At 40.9% G+C, this 22,354-nt stretch carries 17 protein-coding genes, 10 tRNA genes, 1 rRNA gene and 2 pseudogenes; 2 read left to right on the top strand and 28 right to left on the bottom strand.

From position 1 onward, the window contains the following. Window positions 1-26: 26 nt before the first annotated feature. The 7 genes and pseudogenes from ACIFPW_RS19440 to ACIFPW_RS19410 form a co-directional block, all read right to left on the bottom strand. Window positions 27-1,793, bottom strand: a complete 1,767-nt coding sequence (locus ACIFPW_RS19440) for a PTS mannitol-specific transporter subunit IIBC (RefSeq protein ID WP_430246637.1) — start codon at window positions 1,791-1,793, stop codon at window positions 27-29. 290 nt (window positions 1,794-2,083) lie between these two features. After that, window positions 2,084-4,199, bottom strand: a pseudogene (locus tag ACIFPW_RS19435) (heavy metal translocating P-type ATPase). 102 nt (window positions 4,200-4,301) lie between these two features. Continuing rightward, on the bottom strand, window positions 4,302-5,021 hold the full coding sequence (locus ACIFPW_RS19430; protein ID WP_430246635.1) for a ZIP family metal transporter: 720 nt from the start codon (window positions 5,019-5,021) through the stop codon (window positions 4,302-4,304). Window positions 5,022-5,162: 141 nt separating this feature from the next. Then, window positions 5,163-5,369, bottom strand: a complete 207-nt coding sequence (gene copZ, locus ACIFPW_RS19425; RefSeq protein ID WP_194222535.1) for a copper chaperone CopZ — start codon at window positions 5,367-5,369, stop codon at window positions 5,163-5,165. Between the two features lie 21 nt (window positions 5,370-5,390). Then, window positions 5,391-7,796, bottom strand: a complete 2,406-nt coding sequence (locus tag ACIFPW_RS19420; protein ID WP_430246633.1) for a heavy metal translocating P-type ATPase — start codon at window positions 7,794-7,796, stop codon at window positions 5,391-5,393. Between the two features lie 13 nt (window positions 7,797-7,809). Continuing rightward, window positions 7,810-8,139 carry a metal-sensing transcriptional repressor gene (locus ACIFPW_RS19415; RefSeq protein ID WP_303535692.1) on the bottom strand — a complete coding sequence of 110 codons (330 nt, stop codon included), beginning with the start codon at window positions 8,137-8,139 and terminating at the stop codon, window positions 7,810-7,812. A gap of 135 nt (window positions 8,140-8,274) precedes the next feature. Further along, the gene (locus ACIFPW_RS19410; RefSeq protein ID WP_430246632.1) at window positions 8,275-9,216 is read right to left on the bottom strand and encodes an arginine deiminase family protein; all 942 of its coding nucleotides are present in this window, start codon (window positions 9,214-9,216) and stop codon (window positions 8,275-8,277) included. Window positions 9,217-9,350: 134 nt separating this feature from the next. On the opposite strand from ACIFPW_RS19410, the gene ACIFPW_RS19405 reads away from it, so the two are divergent. After that, window positions 9,351-10,661 (top strand): amino acid permease, encoded by a 1,311-nt coding sequence (locus ACIFPW_RS19405; RefSeq protein WP_430246631.1) that lies wholly within the window; start codon window positions 9,351-9,353, stop codon window positions 10,659-10,661. Here ACIFPW_RS19405 and ACIFPW_RS19400 read toward each other — a convergent pair. The 9 genes and pseudogenes from ACIFPW_RS19400 to sigW all read right to left on the bottom strand — a co-directional run bounded on the left by ACIFPW_RS19400 (window position 10,658) and on the right by sigW (window position 19,445). Next, entirely contained in the window at window positions 10,658-11,161 is a 504-nt protein-coding gene (locus ACIFPW_RS19400) for a YqcI/YcgG family protein (RefSeq protein WP_430246661.1), read from the bottom strand. The two genes, ACIFPW_RS19405 and ACIFPW_RS19400, sit on opposite strands and share 4 nt — an antisense overlap. Next, entirely contained in the window at window positions 11,101-11,415 is a 315-nt protein-coding gene (locus ACIFPW_RS19395; protein ID WP_430246630.1) for a YqcI/YcgG family protein, read from the bottom strand. The genes ACIFPW_RS19400 and ACIFPW_RS19395 overlap by 61 nt, the downstream gene beginning before the upstream one ends. A gap of 63 nt (window positions 11,416-11,478) precedes the next feature. Then, window positions 11,479-12,108: pseudogene (locus ACIFPW_RS19390) on the bottom strand (LysE family transporter). 148 nt (window positions 12,109-12,256) lie between these two features. Next, window positions 12,257-14,062 (bottom strand): glutamine--fructose-6-phosphate transaminase (isomerizing), encoded by a 1,806-nt coding sequence (gene glmS, locus ACIFPW_RS19385; protein ID WP_430246629.1) that lies wholly within the window; start codon window positions 14,060-14,062, stop codon window positions 12,257-12,259. A gap of 493 nt (window positions 14,063-14,555) precedes the next feature. Next, the gene (glmM, locus tag ACIFPW_RS19380) at window positions 14,556-15,899 is read right to left on the bottom strand and encodes a phosphoglucosamine mutase (protein ID WP_430246628.1); all 1,344 of its coding nucleotides are present in this window, start codon (window positions 15,897-15,899) and stop codon (window positions 14,556-14,558) included. 39 nt (window positions 15,900-15,938) lie between these two features. Beyond that, complete coding sequence (locus ACIFPW_RS19375) at window positions 15,939-17,177, bottom strand: CdaR family protein (protein WP_430246627.1); 1,239 nt, start codon at window positions 17,175-17,177, stop codon at window positions 15,939-15,941. Further along, window positions 17,177-17,995, bottom strand: a complete 819-nt coding sequence (cdaA, locus tag ACIFPW_RS19370; protein WP_194222558.1) for a diadenylate cyclase CdaA — start codon at window positions 17,993-17,995, stop codon at window positions 17,177-17,179. Before cdaA ends, ACIFPW_RS19375 begins: the two co-directional genes overlap by 1 nt. 240 nt (window positions 17,996-18,235) lie before the next feature. Beyond that, a complete protein-coding gene (locus ACIFPW_RS19365) occupies window positions 18,236-18,865 on the bottom strand; it encodes an anti-sigma factor family protein (RefSeq protein WP_303535674.1) in 630 nt (209 codons plus the stop codon). 16 nt (window positions 18,866-18,881) lie between these two features. Beyond that, window positions 18,882-19,445 carry an RNA polymerase sigma factor SigW gene (gene sigW / locus ACIFPW_RS19360; protein WP_194222545.1) on the bottom strand — a complete coding sequence of 188 codons (564 nt, stop codon included), beginning with the start codon at window positions 19,443-19,445 and terminating at the stop codon, window positions 18,882-18,884. 216 nt (window positions 19,446-19,661) lie between these two features. On the opposite strand from sigW, the gene ACIFPW_RS19355 reads away from it, so the two are divergent. Next, a complete protein-coding gene (locus ACIFPW_RS19355; RefSeq protein WP_194222546.1) occupies window positions 19,662-19,874 on the top strand; it encodes an aspartyl-phosphate phosphatase Spo0E family protein in 213 nt (70 codons plus the stop codon). A 22-nt stretch (window positions 19,875-19,896) separates the two neighbouring features. Here the strand turns inward: ACIFPW_RS19355 and rocF are convergent, their stop codons facing one another. From rocF to rrf, 12 genes are all read right to left on the bottom strand, one after another. After that, window positions 19,897-20,799, bottom strand: a complete 903-nt coding sequence (rocF, locus tag ACIFPW_RS19350) for an arginase (protein ID WP_194222547.1) — start codon at window positions 20,797-20,799, stop codon at window positions 19,897-19,899. A gap of 259 nt (window positions 20,800-21,058) precedes the next feature. Then, window positions 21,059-21,134: transfer RNA gene (locus ACIFPW_RS19345), tRNA-Ala, on the bottom strand. A 3-nt stretch (window positions 21,135-21,137) separates the two neighbouring features. Then, window positions 21,138-21,211: transfer RNA gene (locus tag ACIFPW_RS19340), tRNA-Gly, on the bottom strand. Window positions 21,212-21,221: 10 nt separating this feature from the next. Next, window positions 21,222-21,296 (bottom strand) — tRNA-Gly (locus ACIFPW_RS19335). Window positions 21,297-21,299: 3 nt separating this feature from the next. Continuing rightward, window positions 21,300-21,375 (bottom strand) — tRNA-Lys (locus ACIFPW_RS19330). Window positions 21,376-21,379: 4 nt separating this feature from the next. After that, a tRNA-Tyr gene (locus ACIFPW_RS19325) sits at window positions 21,380-21,464 on the bottom strand. Between the two features lie 11 nt (window positions 21,465-21,475). Continuing rightward, window positions 21,476-21,551: transfer RNA gene (locus ACIFPW_RS19320), tRNA-Thr, on the bottom strand. Between the two features lie 77 nt (window positions 21,552-21,628). Next, a tRNA-Val gene (locus ACIFPW_RS19315) sits at window positions 21,629-21,704 on the bottom strand. A 22-nt stretch (window positions 21,705-21,726) separates the two neighbouring features. Then, a tRNA-Glu gene (locus tag ACIFPW_RS19310) sits at window positions 21,727-21,801 on the bottom strand. Window positions 21,802-21,807: 6 nt separating this feature from the next. Then, window positions 21,808-21,883 (bottom strand) — tRNA-Thr (locus ACIFPW_RS19305). Between the two features lie 4 nt (window positions 21,884-21,887). Continuing rightward, window positions 21,888-21,962: transfer RNA gene (locus tag ACIFPW_RS19300), tRNA-Asn, on the bottom strand. A 10-nt stretch (window positions 21,963-21,972) separates the two neighbouring features. Beyond that, a 5S ribosomal RNA gene (gene rrf / locus ACIFPW_RS19295) occupies window positions 21,973-22,089 on the bottom strand. Window positions 22,090-22,354 lie beyond the last annotated feature (265 nt).

Below are 22,354 nucleotides of genomic sequence, written 5' to 3'. Positions count from 1 at the left end.
TGGTTCACCTCGAATTCTGGCTATACCTACTTTTTAAGTCTATCAACAAGCTCTTCGTATCTCGGGCTATTCATAAAGTTTGCCACTGAGATATGCTCAGCATCAGGACGTTTTGCTTTTGCTCGATCTGTTAAGTCCTGGTGCGTTACGATTAAGTCGGCATCATCTGGTAAGTTACTAATAGCCGTATTTGTTACATCAATGTCTTGAAGACCAGCTTTCTTAAACTTATTGCGAAGGACTGATGCGCCCATTGCACTTGATCCCATTCCAGCATCGCATGCAAAGACTACTTTATTAATTTCTTTCTTCTCAACTTGCTCTACTTCTTCTTTCACTGGCACTTCACCTGCGGAAGTTAACTCAGCAACAAGTTCATCATATTTTGGACTGTTCATAAAGTTTTTAACCGAGATGTGATTCGCTTCTGGAAGCTTATCCTTAGCACGATCGGTTAAATCTTGATGAGTCACAACTAGATCTGCATCATTAGGTAAATTGCTAATCGAAGTATTTGTTACTTCAATGTCTGTTAACCCAGCTTTTTTAAATTTATTACGTAGTACGGATGCCCCCATTGCACTTGACCCCATTCCAGCATCACATGCAAAGACTACTTTGGCTATATGGCCATAAGAAGATGTTGTTTCTTCTTTTGGCTCTTCTGCATTCGTTTTTAGGTTAGAAGATACGCTGCTCTTCTTCCCTTTCATTGCTTCCATTTTTTCAGTCGCTTCTGAAATATCTTCTCCGCTATCTTTTGAGCGTTTAAGGATTACAGCAGAGACTAAGAAAGAAACTACCGTTGCCGCAACTACTCCTGCAATAACACTTAGATACTCGCCACGCGGTGTCATAATCATAAGAGAAACGATACTTCCTGGTGAAGTAGGTGCTAACAATCCTGCATTTAAAAGCGTGAATGTGAACACTCCACTCATTCCCCCAAGAATAGCAGCAAGAAGTAGTGCTGGTTTCATTAAGATGTATGGGAAGTAAATTTCGTGAATTCCACCTACAAAATGAATCAGTGCAGCTCCTGGAGCTGATTGTTTTGCTGTTCCCTTACCAACAATTGAGTAAGCAAGAAGAATCCCTAAACCTGGGCCTGGATTGGCTTCCACCAAAAAGAGAATTGATTTACCAGTATTTGCAGCCTGTTCAAGTCCAAGTGGGCTAAAAATCCCGTGGTTAATCGCATTATTTAAAAAGAGCACTTTACCTGGTTCAATTAAAATACTTACTAATGGTAATAGACCTGCCGCAATAATAGCTTCTACACCTGCAGCAAGTGCTTTGTTTAATCCTAAGACAACTGGACCGATTGCTAGAGAAGCTATAATAGTTAAAGCCCCACCAATAATCCCAGCTGAGAAATTGTTAACGAGCATTTCAAAGCCTGATTTAATCTTGCCATGAATCGCTTCATCGAATTTCTTAATTAAATATCCCCCAAGCGGCCCCATAGCCATAGCTCCAAGGAACATCGGAATGTCTGCTCCAACAATAACACCAATGGTTGCCGTTGCACCAACAACTCCGCCTCGACCACCGTATACAATTTTACCTCCAGTGTAACCAATCAAGAGTGGCAATAGGTAGTAAAGCATTGGTTCTACTAACTCGGCAAGGCTTGCATTTGGTAGATAACCATCTGGTATGAATAAAGCAGTAATCAATCCCCAAGCAATAAATGCGCCAATATTTGGCATGATCATACTGCTTAAGTAACTTCCGAACCGCTGAACTTTTACTTTAAATCCAGATTTCTCTGCTGTGTTCTGTTCACTCATTATATATCCTCCCTTTCTTCCGCACCGTTAAAGCGTTTTCATTTTTTTAGGAGACTTGTTGACATGATCTTATATTTCGCTTAATTGGAACCCCTATTCCCCGGCACGTATTGTTTGTCTTAATTACTTACTATGATAAAAGGAGAGAAAGTTAGTTACAACGAAATCCAAATGTGAATTCGGCACAGCACTTGTTGACATGATTAAACAAGGCTTTACTTTCTATTAATATTTACGGAGAATAATATAGAGTGATATCATAAATAAAAACCCCCTAGACATCTAGAGGGTTACGAATGCTGTGGTTCTGCTTCATTTTGAGTATATGTTTTTTCTTTTGTTTTCCGATCCCATAATATCGTTAAACTAATGAACGTCACGAGAATTGTTGCCCCCATATCAGACAGTATCGCAATCCATAGCGTTAATAACCCAGGAATAGTAAGCAGTAAAGCAATCAGTTTTAAGCCAAGGGCTAACGCAATATTAACCCGTATCGTTCGATTCACTCGTTTAGCGATCGAGACCGCTTCAGGCAGTTTTCCTAAGTGATCCTGCATCAATACGATATCGGCTGTTTCAATCGCGCTATCTGTCCCTTTTCCCATAGCGATTCCAAGGTCTGCTGAAGCAAGAGCCGGAGCATCATTAATCCCGTCACCGATCATGGCTACTTTACCTTCTGTTGTTAATTCTCTCACCTTAGCCACTTTGTCTTCAGGTAAGAGACCGCCGAAATAAGAACGTACGCCAACACGTTTTGCCACTTTCTCAGCTGTTTTCTCATGATCTCCTGTTAACATCACCGTATTCTTAATACCTGCATGATGTAAAGCGCGAATAACAGACTCACTTTCCTCTCTAATTTCATCTGCAACTCCAAATATCCCAAGAATATGTTTCTCATCGGCTACAAGGACCAGCGTTAACCCATCATGTTTCATCGCATCAATCGATGTTCTCACATCCTCAGAGATGGTTACATGTTGAACACTTTTTTTCATTTCCTACCCAATGTCTTTTTCCATTAATGTCGGCTATGATCCCCTGCCCTGATATCGTTTCGATATTTGTTGCTTCGATTTCACGATAAGGAAAGCTATTTACTTTTGTCATGATTGCTTTTGCTAACGGATGTGAAGAATGTTCCTCAACCGCTGCCGCTACTGATAAGAAATGCTCCTGGTCATAAACTTTATATTTCTCCACATAAGGTAGCCCTTTTGTAAGCGTACCGGTTTTATCAAAAGCGAGCGTATCAATTTTTCCTAGCTGTTCAAGATAAACAGATCCTTTTACGAGAATACCGTTACGCGCATTTCGAGTAATACCCGAGATGTTGGCAATCGGTGATGAAAGAATAAGTGCACATGGACATCCTACAATAAGCACTGCAAGTCCCTGGTAAAACCACTCACTAAAAGCCCCTCCGAACAATAAAGGCGGAACAAGCATCACGAGTGCTGAGATAAGCATAATAATCGGTGTGTAATACTTTGAGAAACGATTAATAAATAATTCCGTAGGTGTTTTTGTTTCCTGAGCTTCTTCAACTAAATGCAATATTTTTGCTAGTGAGGAATCCTCATAAGCTTTCGTGATTTTCACACGAAGAATTCCTTCATTATTTATACTTCCGCCATAAACAGACTCATTAGCACTTTTTTCAACCGGCATAGCTTCTCCAGTAATAGCCGCTTCGTTCACTGAACTATAGCCAGATTCGACGATTCCATCTGATGGAATTTTTGCGCCAGATTTGACCAAAACAATGTCGTTCACTTTTAGATCCTGAATCGAAACGATTTCTTCTCTTCCCTCTCGAATACGAAGGGCTTCCTTCGGCGCAATTTTTAGTAAGGACTCCATAGACTTTCTTGCCTTCTCCATACCTAGGCCTTCTAAATATTCATTCAGTCCAAATAGGATTGCAACAAGCGTGCCTTCCTTCCACTCTCCAATAGAGACTGCCCCTATTAAAGCAATAGTCATCAACGTCTCAATATTAAATGTCAGTTTTATTAAGTTCTGTAGACCTTTAATAAACGTTTGATAGCCACTTAAAATAATGGCAATTAAATAGAAAGGAATAGCTGGTATGTTTGTAAATCCATCTAAAAGAAGAGCAGCAGCGAAAATCGCTGATGAGATAGCAAGGAGCCACTTCCCGTTGTTGTGACCCTTACTATGTTCAAGGGCATGTCCATTTCCGTTTTTAATCAATGATGCGTGATCTGAAGCAAGAATTTTCTCAACTTGTTCAAGATTCACTCTCTCATCTAGCTTTAATTTACCGGAATTATATTGAATTTGAGCGGATTCGCCGTATTCAAGTTTTTGAATCTGTTGTTCCATTCCCGCTGCACAATTTGGACAGGATAAACCTGTCAAACGATATTCTTCCATCGATGTGAACTCCTTTCTTATGTGGTTTATCTATTTTATTCAATATATGAGCATGTGTTCATATTAGTCTATGTACAATTTTACTGAATTTTATATATGTTGTCAAAAGAGCTTATGAGTCACCTCAAGGTAAATCGCCAGTAAAAGTATTCCCAGACTTGTATATAAGTACAACTCCCGATTTAAAACTCTTCCAACAACATGACCGATCATTTCATGAACGGCTACATATGATAAAGATCCAATAGCTACGCCCATAAAGAGACCATTTAGTAGATGCGATTGATAAGAAACCATACCGAACCAGGCCGATAGCGTTAAAATAATTGTTACAGAGCTTGCTGCTAAGATCACAAACAACCGATGTAATCCGTTCATTCGAGTGAGTATATACAAAGCCACTCCCTCTGGTAAGTGATGGATAAATAAGGCTAGCAGTAATGACATGCCAATTCCGCTACTAACTGACGTCATTCCAAGAGCGATCCCGACTGGGATATTGTGCGAGATGACAGCAAGAACGAAAGCAAACAATGGAAGGTAACTCTTGTCTTGAAACTTTCTGTGAACCACTTGCTCTGTCCAAATAAAGAAAAGAACAGAAAGCGATGCACCTGCAAGTAGTGCCCAAAACGAATACGAACGAACGCTTTCTGGTATCAGTTCAAAGGAAATCACGCCGATGAGCATACCACCACAAATCAGATAAAGAGCTTCCAAACGATGTTGATAATAGGTAAATGCCACCTTCCCTGCAGTAGCTCCTATCAAAAGTCCCCCGAAGCCTATCATAAATAAACTTGTGAACAGTGAAGTGTTCATTGGCGTCTTTCCCTCCTCAAATAAATTCAAAGATAAGCTTATTCTTCCACTTGTCCTATTAGCGAATTTTATTATCAAGAAACGAAAGTTATGAATTTAAAAAGCCGAAGAAAGGATCCACTCCCTTCTTCGGCTTCTTATTTATACAATGTCATATCCTTGTTCTTCAACCGCTTCATTCATTTCCGAAACGCTAACGCTAGAAGCATTGTAAGAAACTTTTGCCGTTCCTTCTTCTACGTTCACATTTACTTCTGAAACCCCTTCAAGTTCCTGTAAAGCAGTTGTTACTGCTGCTTTACAATGATCACATGTCATTCCTTCAATTTTTAATGTTGTTTGTTCCATCGTGATTCTCCTCTCAATGAATTATAGTTTCACTCGCTTCAAACGAAGGGAATTGGTTACGACTGATACAGAGCTGAAGGCCATAGCAGCCCCCGCAACCCAAGGTGCTAGTAAACCAATTGCAGCAATTGGAACCCCAATTGAATTATAGAATAACGCCCAGAATAGATTCTGGCGAATATTCCGCATCGTTTTACGGCTTAAATGAATCGCCTTTGCAATGTTTTCAAGATCACCTCCAACAAGTGTAACGTCTGCTGTCTCAATGGCGACATCTGTTCCGGTTCCAATCGCCATTCCTATATCGGCTGTTGCAAGAGCTGGCGCATCGTTAATGCCATCCCCTACCATCGCCACTCGTTTTCCTTGCGCCTGTAACTCTTTTACTTTAGTAGCCTTTTCCTCAGGAAGTACTTCTGCAAACACACCATTTAGGTTCACTTGCCGCCCGATAGCTTCAGCCGTCCGTTTATTGTCACCTGTAATCATATATACATCGATTCCAAGGGATCTCATTTCCTCAATAGCGCTTTTCGACGTTTCTTTCACCGTATCTGCAACAGCGATAATTCCCTGTACGCGACCGTCAAATGCAACAAACATGGCAGTCTTCCCGTCAAGTTCATATGTTTTCATTTGTTCTTCATGAGTGGAATAAGGAATTTGCTCTCGTTCCATAAGTTTTCGAGTCCCAACAAGAACCTGATTTCCTTTGACAGTAGCAACAATACCGTGACCTGGTATAGTTTGAAACTGCTCAGCTTCAGCTAAAGTAACATTGTGATTCGCGCCATATTGAACAATGGACCTTGCTAGAGGATGCTCGGAAGCTTTCTCAGCGGCAACCAATTGTTCGAGCACCGTTTTCTCATCGAGGTCAAAAGCAACAAAGTCCGTTACTTCAGGCTTTCCCTTTGTGATTGTACCGGTTTTATCAAGTAAAATTGCATCAATTTTATGAGTGGCTTCTAAAAATTCGCCACCTTTAAACAGAATCCCTTGCTCAGCACCCTTCCCAGTCCCTACCATAATAGAAGTTGGTGTAGCTAATCCTAGTGCACAAGGACATGCGATAACGAGCACCGCAATCCCCGCTTCAAGTGCCTGTGGCAAATTGTAGGGATCGACTAGTAAATACCAAACTAGAAACGTAATCGCTGCGATCCCTACCACAATAGGGACAAATATGCCTGAAATCACATCTGCTAAACGTTGGATCGGTGCCTTTGAACCCTGCGCTTCTTCAACAATCTTAATGATTCCAGCAAGTGCGGTGTCTTTCCCCACTTTTTCAGCACGCATTGTTAAAGTCCCATTTTCATTAATTGTTGAGCCAATCACACTCGCCCCTACTTCTTTCTCAATGGGAATGGATTCACCTGTAATCATGGACTCATCTACGGATGAATTCCCTTTTTCCACGATACCGTCTACTGGTATTTTTTCACCCGGGCGAACGACGATTCGATCAGCTACCTGAACCTGATCGACAGGTACTTTCACTTCAGCGCCTTCCCGAATGACGCTCGCTTCTTTCGCCTGAAGGTTTAGTAATTTGGTAATGGCCTGCGTCGTTCTCCCTTTCGCTAGATCTTCAAATAACTTCCCTACTAAGATGAGCGTGATCAGAATGGCGCTTGTTTCGAAATAAAGCGACGGATTGTATCCTTCTGTCAAATAACTTCTCATTCCTTCAATAACACTATAAAAATAAGCGGCTGAAGTCCCAAGCGCAACAAGAACGTCCATATTTGCGCTTTTATTTACTAAGGCACGATAAGCCCCAGTGTAAAATGGAGCACCTATCACAAATTGAACAGGTGTTGCTAAAAGAAACTGAAACCATGGTTCCATAAGAAGATGAGGAACAGGAATAGCCAACTCCCCAGGTATATGGGCAAGCATCGTTAACAGAAGCGGAAGAGAAAGAAGAGCTGATATCAATAATCGACGTTTCTTCTTCATAATTTCATCATCTTTATGGCTTTTTTGATTTTCACGATTCTCTTTAATCACCGCTTCATAACCAAGTTTTTTCACCTTCTGGAGAATGTCATCTAACGTCACTTCTCCCGGCTGATATTCGACAACGCCAGACTCTGTTGTTAAGTTAACCGAAGCAAGCTCAACACCCTTCGTACGATTTAAGCCTTTTTCGATTCTTGTGGAGCAAGCTGCACAGGTCATTCCGTGAATATCAAGCTCCACTTTTTCTTTCCGAACCCCATAGCCTAGTTTTTCAATTTTCCCTACGATATCTTCTGTCTTCACTTGATCGTAATCGTACAAGATTGTTGCTTTTTCCATCGTTAAATTGACGTTTGCCTCGACACCATCCATTTTATTTAATACCTTCTCGATTCTTGATGAGCAAGAAGCACATGTCATCCCCGTCACATCAAGAGAGAGTTGTTTCTTCGAATCCATCTGACTCACCTCTTTATTTAGAGAACTGCTGAATCACTTTCATTAATTCCTCTATTTGCTCATCTCCATTACCTTCTTGTATGGAACTAGCAACACACGTTTTTGTATGACGTTCAAGCAACGTATAGCCGACCTTTTTTAAGGCAGCCTGAATGGCAGACAGCTGAATAAGAATATCCACGCAATAGCGATCATCTCCAACCATTTTCTGAATCCCGCGTATTTGGCCTTCGATTCGCTTCAATCGGTTCTGCAGCTGCTGTTTCTCTTCATCCGTTCTCGGTTCAGTTGGCTTTTTATCCGGCTGTAAAGGGATGTTTAGTTCATCTGTCAATCCGATCATCTCCTCTAATTTAGCTTACTATCAATATACCCCCCTAAGGTATAATAGTCAACCAAAACACATGTAAAAGAATCCCACAACTTTGCAGGATTCTTTATGAAATATATATTGAATTAGCCTTCAAGCCACTTTCTCTTATCCCCTCTCAAGTGGTAATGTCATACATCGGATTCCTCCACCACCGTTTTCTAATTCATCTACCTCTATCTCAATAAGCTTCTTTTTACGAAGGGTAGGATGATTCTTAAGAATAGATTTATTTGTTTTCGTACTAATCAATAGCGTCTCAGGATTTAAATTCAAGAAATTAATATCTGCAACAGTATGTTTGATCTCAGAGGTCCATTCGACTTCATATCCATGTCGCTCTAAAAAATCACCCGTCATCTCATATCGAAAATCATTTTCGGTCACAACCTGTACAGGGAGATACCTCATATAGCTTTTCGCTATAAATATACTCTCTCCCGCTACATTACAATTCATATCAAGATGCATCGTATCTGGACGTCGTGGTAGATCAATAACACCGATTTCCTGGAACCCCGCATTAAAAATACTCCCTTGCAGTGCTTCTATACTTTCAATGCTTGTCCGAATCCCAGAATTAATAAAAACAGCATCCTTATTAAGTATCATGACATCTCCATATTCCAATGCCTTTAACTGATTATTTGATTGCATTTGAAACGTCCGCTCATCAAACCACTGTTGAAATAACCTGTGGCTTTGAAAATATTCAGGTCGCCTCATGGAAGTTCCTGCTGCTCCCGGAAGAATCGTCTTGCCAAATACACAAGCAAGATCACGTACAAAAATACGATTGATTAATTTTTCATTTAATAAAAGGTCTTCTCGTAATAAATGAACGGAATAATCAATAACATGAACGCCAGCATCCTCCATTGCGCGAATCATTTCTTCATGATTTTCTTGCGCCTTCTTTTGTTTCACTGCTTTTTCCCACTGCACATCTGTAGCAGTTTGCTGATCTGGTACATCTAAGTGTGAAGGAGAACAAACGACAACCGTTTTTAATTCTCCATATTCATTCCAACAATTCGGATGGATGTTCATTCAACCAAACTCCTTTATCATACATAGTCTCCTTACTTTCTCCTCATCCGAAGAAAAGATTCTCCAATTCAAGAAACACACATAAACACTGCCAGTGATTCTCAAACTAAAGAAGATAAGAGGGGGATGCAATAATGAGTAAATCGACAAATCACGAAAAGAAATTAACCTGGTGGCAAATGTCGTTTATAGGGGTAGGGTGTATTATCGGGACCGGGTATTTCCTTGGTTCTAGTATCACGATTGAAAAAGCAGGCTATCTCGTTTTATTGGCTTATTTTCTGGCCGCGATTGGCACATGGATTGTTTATGAAGCACTTGCGAAATTAACTGCTGAACATCCAGAAAAAGGGTCTTTTCGCACTTATGCAAAACAAGCTTTTGGCCAATGGGCCGGCTTTAGTAACGGCTGGGTATACTGGTCATCTGAAATGCTTATTATGGGTAGTCAACTTACAGCCCTCGCGCTATTTGCACAGTTCTGGTTTCCGAATGCCCCTTTATGGCTCTCGGCATCTGTATTCGCTTCACTTGGCCTTATCGTTATTCTTATCGGTGTTCAACTCGTAGAAAAAATGGAGAACGTATTTGGGGTAATGAAGATTGCTGCCATTGTGATGTTTCTCGCTATCGGAATCGCCGCCTTATTTGGATGGCTTGAACCACAAAAAGGTAACGCTGGAATTGAAATCACGTCAAAAGACTTTCTCACAGGTAGCGCAATGGGTCTCTGGGTTGCCCTTGTTTATGCGTTCTATGCATTTGGTGGAATTGAAGTGATGGGACTGATGGCGAATGAGCTTGAAGATCCCAAAAATGCCCCAAAAGCTGGAAAGATCATGCTTTTAGTCTTAACGTTTCTTTACGTAATGTCTTTTTTCGTTGTGTTAAAACTTATTCCGATCAAAAGCATTGATCCGAATGAAAGTCCATTTTTAACAGCTTTAACTCAATTTCATCTACCCTGGATCCCACACGTATTTAATGCGACCCTCATTATTGCCGGTTTCTCCACTATGGTCGCTTCCCTATATGCCGTAACGACCATGCTAGTAACACTTGCTGAAGAAAATGATGCACCTGCCCTCTTTGCAAAGAAAAGCAGGAAGATTCCTCTTCCTGCTTTTGGTCTCACGACTCTAGTCGTCTTACTTTCAATTGTTGTTGCACTACTTTTACCGGAGAACATCTTTGAGTATTTGACGACAGCTGCTGGTTTAATGCTTCTCTATAATTGGATGTTCATTCTTTTTTCATATCGGAAACTAACCAAAACTACGTTTAAAGATCATTTGAAAATTGGAACCGGCGTAGTCCTGATTGGTACAGCTATTTCAGGAACGTTATTTGACCATATTAGCCGGGCTGGATTTTTAGTTAGCTTATGCTTTCTAGTTCTCATTGCCGGGGCAACTTTTCTGAAAATGAAAAGAAAACACAGTTAAGAGCGAATGCTCTTCCACTTGTTTTTCATCGCCATAAAGGGACACTTGGAAAGAGAAGAATCATCATCAGATAGAAAATATTGCTCCCATTCATAATTATCTTGTTGACCGTACCACTTCAAGGCGGGGTGAGCTGGAATCCCATCGTAAGAAACCAACCGTTGCCGGATCGCTTTTTTAAGCTTTTGACCAAATGTTGTTTCTGCATTAATTTCATCAAAAACCCATCTTGGTTGAAAAGCAATCAGAAAAGATGGAAACTGACGACTCTTTCGAACTTGGTGAGCTGGTGTCGCACAGAATGCAAAATACGGTTCTCCATTGAAGCAGAACTCCCATTTAGGATCATGTGGGTCTTTAGGGATATGTTCTGGCCACTGCGCCTCATCAAGCTCATGTAAACTGTTTAGTAGCGACCAGAATAATTCCTGGTATTGATCTACTTCGGCTTTTTGTTTCTGTAACGTCGTGGAGTCAAAAAAACAACAAGAGAGGCATATTTCCCCGTTTCCCTCGCTACTTCCCCGTACTGTTTCAACAATGTAGCTAACTGTACACTTGCTACGTCTGTTGTAGGATCTTCCGCAAATCCAAATCGTAAATTATCTTGATGGAACCCCTGCTTCCCAGGAATGCAAGGGTAAGGTTGTTCACGATCTGATAACATCGCTCCAAAATGAGCAAATGCAGTTCGCTTCCAACCTTCCATTCCTTCTCCGTGTTCATCAATCCATGATTTCGTATATAGTTCCAAACGGAATCCCTCCTTAACACTACACGCGTTATCCTATTAGGAGGGACAAAAAGAGGTGCCAGTCTATCCAAGGAACAACCTAACAGCTTGCATACCGAAATAGAGTCCGAATCCGATTAACGTGATACCTGATAAGATCGATATTCGCTTCAAAATAAATGGATTTACCCACGCTCGTGCACCTGCTGATGCACTCGCCATTGTGAGATCCCATAGGGTAATACCTAAAAAAATGCCCGTACTATAAAGAAACAGTTGGGCGGCACCAAACATACTAGATGTTTAGGCTAGAATCGAACCATAAATGCCCAGCCAGAACAAAATGTTCAGCGGATTTGAGATTGCGATAAAAAAACCAGTTCGAAACGATTTGCGGTTCGTTTCATATCGACCACTTGTCTGCTCAAGTCCTATTGAACCAGCCTTCACGATATTTTCAATTCCTGTATACGTTAAAACAAAAAAACCGAACAGCCAAAGAAATGTTTTCATAAACGGCGTCTCAATAACATGAGCAAGTCCAAAGTAAATGAGCATCATAAATACGCCATCCGCTACCATAGCTCCAAACCCTACTAACCAGGCATTCATAAAGCCAAAGCGAATCCCCCTGTCCAGCTGTGCCGCATTAATCGGTCCCATTGGAGCTGAAAGGGAAAGTCCTAACAATATGTAGCTTACAAAGATACTCATACGCCTCCACCTTTCTTCGTATTCGTATCATTGTATTCGGACATGCTTTTAAGTAGTCGAAAAAGAGAGGCGATTCATTATTAATAATGGTAAGCAAAAATAAAACGGCCCTCCCAAGTAAGGAAAGGCCGTTCTCATATATCTATGGTTACTCTACAGTAACTGATTTAGCAAGGTTTCTTGGCTTATCTACGTCGCATTCTCTGTGTAGTGCTGCATAGTATGCAAGTAATTGAAGCGGTACAACAGAAGCTAACGGAGTAAGATGCTCATGCACTTCATCAAGGACGATGGTATCGCCTTCTTCTTCAAGTCCAGCAAGAGAAATAATGCATGGTGATGCTCCACGAGAAACAACTTCTTGTACGTTTGAACGGATGCTTCCATTCACGTGCTTCTGCGTAGCAAGAGCAATAACAGGAGTACCTTTCTCAATTAGAGCAATCGTACCGTGCTTCAATTCACCGCCTGCAAATCCTTCAGCTTGAATGTAAGAAATTTCCTTAAGTTTAAGAGCTCCTTCAAGACAAACGTAGTAATCTACGCCGCGACCAATAAAAAATGCATTACGCGTAACTGAAAGGAAGTTACGTGCAACTGTTTCGATCATTTCCTTCTGGTCAATCATGGACTCCATCGCTGTTGCAACGATTCCAAGCTCCTGAATTGGGTTGAAATCAAGCTTAATGCCTTTTGCCTGAGCAGTATCAACAGCAAGTAGTGTTAGTACAGCCATTTGTGCAGTGTAGGCTTTTGTTGAAGCAACTGCAATTTCAGGGCCAGCATGTGTGTGCAGCGTATAGTCAGCCTCACGAGAAAGCGTTGATCCTGGAACATTCGTAATCGTAAGAGATTTGAATCCTTTTTTCTTCACGTTCACAAGTACGCCACGGCTATCTGCCGTTTCACCACTTTGTGAAATAAAGATAAAGAGTGGTTTCTGTGAAACAAGCGGCATGTTGTATAAGAACTCACTTGCGATGTGCACTTCAACAGGAACCTCAGCGATGTTCTCGATTAGCTGTTTACCAACAAGACCAGCATTGTAACTAGTGCCACACGCAATGATGTAAATACGATCTGTGTCTTTCATCGCTTCACGAATATCTTCATCAAGTTTGATGTTATCATTCTCATCTTTGTACTTTGTAATAATGTTACGAATCGCAAGCGGCTGTTCGTCAATTTCTTTAAGCATATAGTGAGGGTATGTTCCCTTTTCTATATCACTTGCGTCGATTTCAGCTGTGAATGGTTCGCGTTCCATTACTTTTCCACTCATATCTTTAATTGTGACAGAATCACGCTTCACAATCACTACTTCTTCATCCATAAGCTCGATGAATTTACTTGTTACTTGAAGCATAGCCATTGAGTCACTTGCTACTACATTGAAATCATCGCCGATTCCAACTAGAAGCGGACTCTTATTTTTCGCTACGTAGAGCGTTTCTGGATTATGATTGTCAATAAGCGCAAGTGCATATGAACCGTGAAGTTCATTTAGTGTTTGATGGAAAGCATCTTCAACAGACATATTTTGATCTTCAACAAGAGTAGCAATAAGTTGAACAACTACTTCTGTATCTGTAGCACTTACGAAATTAACTTCGGATAAGAAGTCACGTTTGATTTGTTGATAGTTTTCAATTACACCGTTGTGAACAAGCGTGAAGCGTTCAGTTGAGCTCTGATGTGGATGAGCATTTACCTGACTAGGTTCACCGTGTGTTGCCCAGCGTGTATGTCCAATACCTGCTGTCGCTTCCACACTTGTATCCACTTTTTTTCTAAGGTCAGCAATACGACCTTTTTCTTTAAAAAGGTGGAGTCCACCGTCATTAAGAAGCGCAATACCTGCTGAATCGTACCCTCTGTACTCAAGCTTCTCCAGACCTCGTAATAGAATTTCTTTAGCATCCTGATTTCCAATATATCCAACAATACCGCACATGTAAAAGTCCTCCTTCAATTGAAGGAGCAGGCATACAACGGGGCAGACCTGCCCCTTCTTTTCCGATTAATAGCTTTTTTGTCACCATAGTTTTGCTTTTGTTCAGAAAGTCACCTCTCTGTTTTTCACAAAACCATTCGATTGTGGTGGAGCAATCGAGAGGTATCCGCCGATGATCGATAAACCTCTTCCTCGTCAACTGTTTTCTACCGTTCGAAAACAGTCCAGGCGCTTTTATATCAAAAGTAACCCAACTTCCCTCTCTTTCCCTTTTAGAATAAAAACCAAACATACTTCTATATTATATCAATTGTAAAAAGCTGGTCAATTCTTTTTTCTAGAACAAGTCGTTCTCGCTATAATTTGCTCTATTTTGACTCATTTTAATGAGAAAATCACTTGTGAAAATTCCCCTATATATAAAAATATGCATGGGTAGCTTTTTCCGTGCTTCCCATGCATACCTTTCGTACAAACTTTTCATTTTTGTCGATTACGCTCCAAGTTCTTCTTTCACCATAGATACAACGCGATCGACGTACTCATCACATAGATCTTTTGTAGGGGCTTCAGCCATGACGCGAACAAGAGGCTCCGTTCCGGATGGACGAACAAGAATACGCCCTTCTCCGTTCATGTCGCTTTCTACTTGCTGAATCGTTTCTTGAATACGCTCGTTTGAATCTACCTTGTTTTTATCTGTTACCTTCACATTCACAAGAGATTGAGGGTACTTCTTCATTTCTCCAGCAAGCTCTGACAACGGTTTGTTTGTCACTTGCATAATGTTAGCAAGCTGAAGTGCTGATAGCATACCATCACCTGTCGTGATGTGATCAAGGAAAATAATATGTCCAGACTGCTCTCCGCCAAGGTTGTAGCCTTCTTTACGCATTTCTTCCATCACATAACGATCGCCTACCTTAGTTTGAAGCGATGTTACACCTGACTTTTCCATCCCTTTATGGAATCCAAGATTGCTCATAACAGTTGAAACAACCGTATCATGACGTAAACGCTTTTGATCTTTCATGAATTTAGCGCAGATAAACATAATCTGATCGCCATCTACAATATCTCCATTTTCATCAACGGCAATAAGACGGTCTCCATCTCCATCAAATGCAAAGCCTACGTTGGCATTCTTTTCTTTCACAAATTCAGCCAGTGTTTCTGGATGCGTCGATCCGACACCGTCGTTAATATTTGTTCCAGTAGGATTTGTACCTATAGTGGAAATATCAGCTTCAAGATCAGCGAATAAATGAGCTGCAAGCGAAGACGTTGCACCATGTGCACAGTCGAGCGCAATGTGAAGTCCAGAGAAATCTTCATCAATTGTTTGTTTCAAATACTGAAGGTACTTCTGACAACCTTCGAAGTAATCACTAACGATACCTAGATCAGCACCTGTAGGACGTGGTACAAGATCCTCATCGCTATCAATAAGCGCTTCAATTTCTTCTTCCTGAACATCTAAAAGCTTAAAGCCGTCCGGGCCAAAAAACTTAATTCCGTTATCCCCAACTGGATTGTGGGAAGCAGAAATCATTACTCCCGCTTGAGCACTTAGTGCCTTCGTTAAATGAGCAACTCCTGGCGTAGAAATGACACCAAGACGCATTACTTCAGCCCCAATGGAAAGAAGACCGGCAACTAGCGCCCCTTCAAGCATATATCCAGAAATACGCGTATCGCGTCCGATTAAAATCTTAGGTTTCTCGGTCTCTTTCGTTAAGACATACCCACCGAGACGGCCCAGTTTAAATGCAAGTTCAGGGGTAAGCTCTGTATTAGCTATCCCTCTTACACCGTCAGTACCAAAATATTTACCCATCGTTATACTCTCTCCTTTATTATCGCGCAGTTCCAACTATTAGGAAGGACTATTCTCTATTTGCAGCGTTACCTTCTTGGATGAACCGGACCAGCGAACATAAGACGGTCCGTTCCATTGTAATTCAAGTTCATGTTCTCCCTCGGAAAGACCACTTGCATCAATACAAGCCTGAAAATCATCATTCTGAATATTTTCAAGCACGCTAGATACACCATATATCTTCATATCCGTAGATCCCGTTTCAGGTTCTGAAATATTTGCTGTTAACCCATCAGATACTCCAGTTACTTTAATTGGTACATCTTCAAATGCTTTTTCATCTTCTTTACCAACTTTAATTTTTGCTTCAACCGTTTCTGGATCTACTTTTTTCATTCCGTCCGGAACTGGTACATCAAGCTCAACCGTTGTATCCTTTGTTATTTTTGATAGATCAAGTGGAATACCGTCCAGAAACTCTAGTTTGCCAAGTTCCTCTTCAGGACCAAAGACAGAAACCTCCGAAGGTTCAAGGTCAATCGATGAGATACTAACACCGTCAGGAAGCTTTCCTTTTTGATCTAGTTTAATCGGCACCTTTTTGTAAGGGGCAGTAATTGGTACTTTTACATCAACTACGGCAGGATCGATCGATACCCCCTGTATTTCTTCCATATTCGCATCATACACATTTAGTGTTATTCTTTCATTAACTTCTTCTTTTGCACCGCTCACATTTACATAGCCTCTAACAAATGCAATTTGCTCAAGCTTGGAATTTGCACCAGTAACTGTAACGGTTTTAGGTGAAACGATCGGTTCTTCTGTCGCATACCCTTCCGAAAGCTCATCTTCCTTCAACAAGTTAATTCCAGCTTGAAAGGTACTCGATTTTTTCTCTTCAATCGTCACAGAAACTCTAACTGGATCAATCGCGACATCTACATTTTCAGGAAAATCTCTGTGTTTTACTGTAACAAGATGTTGACCTGGTGTTAAATTGCGCAAATCGACATAGACCTCTTTATTCGTTAACTTTGATAGCATTAAACCATCTGTGCGGCCTTCAACAATGACATCTACGGTTTCAGGTAAATCAGAAACCACTACGCTATCTTCATCGTATAGCACTTCAAGCTCCATATCTGGTAAACGTTCTGTTTCTGTTTGTTGAGTAAGTAATCCATTAGGATCAGTAGTAGACCCATCAGGCATCGCAACAATCGTGTAAAGCATGAGAGCGAGAAGAAAAGAGATGATTTTGACAAACCAGTTGCTCGTTAACAATTTGTCCATTACTTTTTCCCCCTCCAATTACTAAAGCGGTTGGAAGTCTCAGTCTTAGACACAGAAGGATTTAGCTCAGCATTAAGAAGATCACGTAATACCTCTTCAGATAAATTTCGATGAAGTTCTCCGTTCTTTGTCAGGGAAATACTCCCTGTTTCTTCAGACACAATGAGTGTTAGGCTATCTGTTACTTCACTTATTCCAAGAGCAGCTCTGTGCCTTGTACCGAGTTCCTTCGAAATAAAAGGACTCTCTGAAAGTGGCAAATAACATGCTGCAGCTAAAATTTCATCCTTCTTTAGAATAACCGCTCCATCATGAAGTGGTGTATTCGGAATGAACACATTAATTAAAAGTTCAGAAGTTAATTTTGCATTCATAGGAATACCTGTCTCTACATAGTCATTGAGACCTGTTTCCCGCTCAATGGATATTAATGCGCCAATTCTTCTCTTACCCATATAGGATGATGACTTAATAATGGCTTCCACCATTTTATTCGTCTCTTCCTCTTCAACAGCGGAGCGAGCAAACAATCGACCGCGTCCTAACTGCTCAAGTGCTCTTCGAAGCTCAGGTTGGAAAATAATAATGATGGCAAGTAGTCCATAAAGAACGACCCGCTCTAGAATCCAATGTAGCGTGTTCAGTTCGAAAAAACTACTTAAGAACCATGCGGCAATAATGACCGTAATTCCCTTAAGAAGCTGAACAGCCTTCGTGCCACGAATAAGCATAATAATTTTATATATCACATACGTAACGAGCAAAATATCAATAATCTCAGTTATGTAATCAAGTACATTTACATTTCCAACAGGCAGCACGGCTCTTCCTCCAAACGTATTGTATTTAGCCTGAAGTTCACTTCTAGTGCATTGCTAAAATACATTTGTAACTTTTTAATTATATCATATTTTTGACAACTTCAAAAAAAGCACATCTCAATTAGTATGACATTTCATATAATTAGTAACTCTGTGATCAAATGTTGAGTTCGGGGGAGAAGAATCATTTTTTACTACAGCAATAATTCACAAAAATAAACCGCCCTATAGGACGGTTTATTTTTGTTCATCATTTGTAAATACACTACCTATATCTTGAAAAAGGTGTTTCAGCTGAAACCACGTCCAGTCAAGAATATGATCCACCTCTTCGATTTCACCAGTTACCTGTCCAGCAGAGGCCATATACTGTTCTCCATTGATCACAAGAACATCACCTTTAACCTGTCCTTCAATTTCAAGATTACGGTTTTTTACTGTTAGATCTCCTTCAATGACTTCACCCTCAGGAACAATAACCGTATTCGTTTCCTGGTCAAATCTTAAATTACCAGAGAGCGCAGATAATTGATCCTCACTCGTCCATGAAGAATAAACAGATCCTGCCATTAATACTAAGAATAAAATCGCCGCTGTTACGAATGGATGAGATTTCATCCATCGTTTCATCCAGACCGTGCGTTTCTCCTGTGGTAGCTGTTGCATTACCTTTGATGTAAAACCATCGGGTGCCTTCATAGAAGGTGAGCTGAGGAGAAACGATTCCGTTTTCTTCAGTTCTTCATAATGCTCTTTGCAATCATGACATGTCTTTAAATGATCAAATAGCTCTTTACGCTGTTGATCTGTAGCTTCTTCATCAAGTACATCATGCATAATTGCAACTATTTCTGCAGGGCATTTCATAGCTTCTCCCCCTTTCTTACTGCTCTCGAAGCTTCTTTCTAAGCGCTTCTCTACCCCGATGTATTCGGGTTTTGACCGTTCCTACTGGTAAATCCAGAATTTCACTGATTTCCTTTAGCGATAACTCCTGAATATACTTTAAAGTTATAGCACTTCGATACTTAGCTGGCAAACTTAGAATAGCCTGATGTATCCCATCCTGTGCCTCTAACGATACAACTTCATCATCAGGTAATGGTTCATCAGTCGACACTTGAGAATACATTGTCAGACCTTCCGTTCCCGAAATTTCAGCATCGAGGTAATAATCCGGCTTTTTCTTTCGCATACGATCAATCGATAAGTTCGTGGCTATACGATATAACCAAGTAGAGAATTTTCGATCAATCTGATAGCGATCAATGTTCGTATAAGCACGAATGAATGCCTCCTGAGCCACATCCTCAGCTTCCTGCCTGTTACCAAGCATTCGGTATGTCAAAGCAAAGACTCGATCTTTATAGAGCTCTACTAACTCCCCAAATGCATTATGGTCCCCTTTTCTTACTTTCAACACGATTCTTTTTACGATTGCATCCATTTTTTCAACCCCCGCTGATTCCTGCGGCTATTATAGTTACGTATCAGGAAAAACAAAGTTTCACTTTTTCTAAAAAAACATTTTCTAATCTTTCCTTATTCTATCACGTTTGAATTACTGTTTTTAATGAAAATACATAATTTTCTAGTGAAAATAGTTTATTTTTTTAATATATAGGGTATAAAGCTATAAATTATTGAGAGGGTGGTTCGGCTCATGGAAAGGTTGAATCGAAAAATAAGCTTTCAAATAAAAAGCGAGAAAGATCATCTCCTTCAAGAAATTGAGGCTTCCCGCAATAAAATGAATTTATTAGCAAGGAACAAACCACTTAGTTCTTCCGAAATAATTGAAATTAGCACTTATCTGGACTATCTATTAAACGAATATGATCAATGTCGAAATAAAAAAACAGCGGCTTTATCTTAAGATAAAGTCGCTGCCTTTGTGTTTATTTTAATTTTTCCCCAAATAAAGATCCCATTAAAGCGACGGCAACAGTAGCCGTTTTATTTTTCTCGTCTAAAATAGGATTCACTTCAACGAATTCTGCAGAAGTTAAAATGTTTGATTCTGCAAGCATTTCCATCGCAAGATGACTCTCACGATAGCTAATTCCTCCAAGTACTGGTGTACCTACTCCAGGAGCATCGTGCGGATCAAGTCCATCAAGGTCAAGACTTAAATGCACCCCATCAGTGTCTTTCGATACATACTCGATAGCCTCTTCCATTACTTGCGTCATACCCATACGGTCAACTTCATGCATCGTATATACTTTAATACCTTTTTCTTTAATCAGTTTACGCTCACCATCATCAAGAGAACGAGCTCCGATAATCACAATGTTTTCTGGTTTAATTTTAGGTGAATATCCTGAAATGCTAGTTAAAGACTCATCACCAATACCAAGACTAACTGCAAGTGGCATTCCATGAATATTTCCTGATGGTGACGTTTCGGAGTTATTTAAATCACCATGCGCATCGTACCAAATAACGCCTAAATTTTCATAATTACGTGCTACACCGGCAAGAGTGCCAATAGCAATACTATGATCTCCACCAAACACTAGTGGAAAGCGCTTTCGATTAATCACTTCATTTACAACATTTGAAAGCTTTTCGCTAGCATCAGCAACTTCTTTCAAATTTTTAAGTTGATGATCCTGTTCTTCTGGACGCTTTTCTGGCCTTCCTATTTCAATATCCCCAAGATCTTCAATATCGTAATTCAAATTTGATAACCGTTCTACAATTCCAGCATATCTGATCGCACTTGGACCCATGTCTACCCCGCGTCTCATTTGGCCAAGATCCATTGGTACTCCTATAATCGAAAGTTTATTATTCATTATGTAGCCTCCTCGTATCCTAGTCTAGCTCTATTCTACCCATATTCCAGTAAATGACTCAACCTGACATAAAATACGAATAAATATTCATACAATTACGTGAATTGATGTTCTTTACGGATAAATATAAGGAACAGTAGCGTGGACGTGGAGGATCTGAATCATATATCATCTGCAAGGCGCATTAGAAATAGAAAAGTTTCCTACTTCAAAACGATTTTATGACATAAAAAAAACCCTAAACATTGTTTAAGGAAAATGGTGGAGCCTAGCGGGATCGAACCGCTGACCTCCTGCGTGCAAGGCAGGCGCTCTCCCAGCTGAGCTGAGGCCCCATTTGGAGCGGGTGATGGGGATCGAACCCACGACATCAGCTTGGAAGGCTGAGGTTTTACCACTAAACTACACCCGCATATAAAGTTTGGAGCGGAAGACGGGATTCGAACCCGCGACCCCCACCTTGGCAAGGTGATGTTCTACCACTGAACTACTTCCGCATATGGTGAGCCATGAAGGACTCGAACCTTCGACCCTCTGATTAAAAGTCAGATGCTCTACCAACTGAGCTAATGGCTCTTACTGGTGGAGGGGGACGGATTCGAACCGCCGAACCCTGAGGGAGCGGATTTACAGTCCGCCGCGTTTAGCCACTTCGCTACCCCTCCACTGGAAAAAATGGTGCCGGCCAGAGGACTTGAACCCCCAACCTACTGATTACAAATCAGTTGCTCTACCAATTGAGCTAGGCCGGCAAATATATAGTATTAACAAATAAAAAAGAGTGCACTCTACTGAGTACTCCTGAAGGTAAAGCAATTATTAAGAAAAATGGTGGAGGATGACGGGCTCGAACCGCCGACCCTCTGCTTGTAAGGCAGATGCTCTCCCAGCTGAGCTAATCCTCCACAGAGTATAGATAAATTAAATTGGTGACCCGTACGGGATTCGAACCCGTGTTACCGCCGTGAAAGGGCGGTGTCTTAACCGCTTGACCAACGGGCCATGTCCTGGAGCTTCCAACCGGATTCGAACCGATGACCCCTTCCTTACCATGGAAGTGCTCTACCTGCTGAGCTATGGAAGCATAATGGCTCCACAGGTAGGATTCGAACCTACGACCGATCGGTTAACAGCCGATTGCTCTACCACTGAGCTACTGTGGAATATTGGTCAGCCTGGCAACGTCCTACTCTTGCAGGGGGAGATCCCCCAACTACCATCGGCGCTGAAGAGCTTAACTTCCGTGTTCGGCATGGGAACGGGTGTGGCCTCTTCGCCATCATTACCAGACTAATCAAAGGTTGTTCCACTAGAAAGTGTTTAACCAAGGACAAGATATATCTTACTATATTTCTTTGTAAAGATCAAGAAAAATTTTCATTCCTTGAAAACTAGATAGCACGCACAACGTTTTCCAATAACAATGTCTAGTTCCGCAGGCTACATTCTTGCCCATTTCACTCTTTCACTTCAGGCGAAAAGCGCCTTACGTTCAAGAGCTCCAATGGTCTACGAATGTGACCAAGCCTGCTTTACTTTTCGTTTTTAGGTTAAG

The organism is Pseudalkalibacillus sp. NRS-1564, from assembly GCF_050467905.1.
Taxonomy (GTDB): Bacteria; Bacillota; Bacilli; order Bacillales; family Guptibacillaceae; genus Guptibacillus; species Guptibacillus hwajinpoensis_B.
Note: the sequence above shows the minus strand (reverse complement) of the source record. Positions and strands in the feature narration are given on the sequence as shown.

Coding starts and splice junctions, on each gene's coding strand:
- ACIFPW_RS19440 (WP_430246637.1), bottom strand. CDS start 1,793: ATGAGTGAACAGAACACAGCAGAGAAATCTGGATTTAAAGTAAAAGTT.
- ACIFPW_RS19405 (WP_430246631.1), top strand. CDS start 9,351: ATGAGTAAATCGACAAATCACGAAAAGAAATTAACCTGGTGGCAAATG.
- ACIFPW_RS19365 (WP_303535674.1), bottom strand. CDS start 18,865: ATGAAATGCCCTGCAGAAATAGTTGCAATTATGCATGATGTACTTGAT.
- ACIFPW_RS19375 (WP_430246627.1), bottom strand. CDS start 17,177: ATGGACAAATTGTTAACGAGCAACTGGTTTGTCAAAATCATCTCTTTT.
- sigW (WP_194222545.1), bottom strand. CDS start 19,445: ATGGATGCAATCGTAAAAAGAATCGTGTTGAAAGTAAGAAAAGGGGAC.
- ACIFPW_RS19430 (WP_430246635.1), bottom strand. CDS start 5,021: ATGAACACTTCACTGTTCACAAGTTTATTTATGATAGGCTTCGGGGGA.
- rocF (WP_194222547.1), bottom strand. CDS start 20,799: ATGAATAATAAACTTTCGATTATAGGAGTACCAATGGATCTTGGCCAA.
- ACIFPW_RS19420 (WP_430246633.1), bottom strand. CDS start 7,796: ATGGATTCGAAGAAACAACTCTCTCTTGATGTGACGGGGATGACATGT.
- ACIFPW_RS19410 (WP_430246632.1), bottom strand. CDS start 9,216: ATGAACATCCATCCGAATTGTTGGAATGAATATGGAGAATTAAAAACG.
- copZ (WP_194222535.1), bottom strand. CDS start 5,369: ATGGAACAAACAACATTAAAAATTGAAGGAATGACATGTGATCATTGT.
- glmM (WP_430246628.1), bottom strand. CDS start 15,899: ATGGGTAAATATTTTGGTACTGACGGTGTAAGAGGGATAGCTAATACA.
- glmS (WP_430246629.1), bottom strand. CDS start 14,062: ATGTGCGGTATTGTTGGATATATTGGAAATCAGGATGCTAAAGAAATT.
- ACIFPW_RS19355 (WP_194222546.1), top strand. CDS start 19,662: ATGGAAAGGTTGAATCGAAAAATAAGCTTTCAAATAAAAAGCGAGAAA.
- ACIFPW_RS19415 (WP_303535692.1), bottom strand. CDS start 8,139: ATGATCGGATTGACAGATGAACTAAACATCCCTTTACAGCCGGATAAA.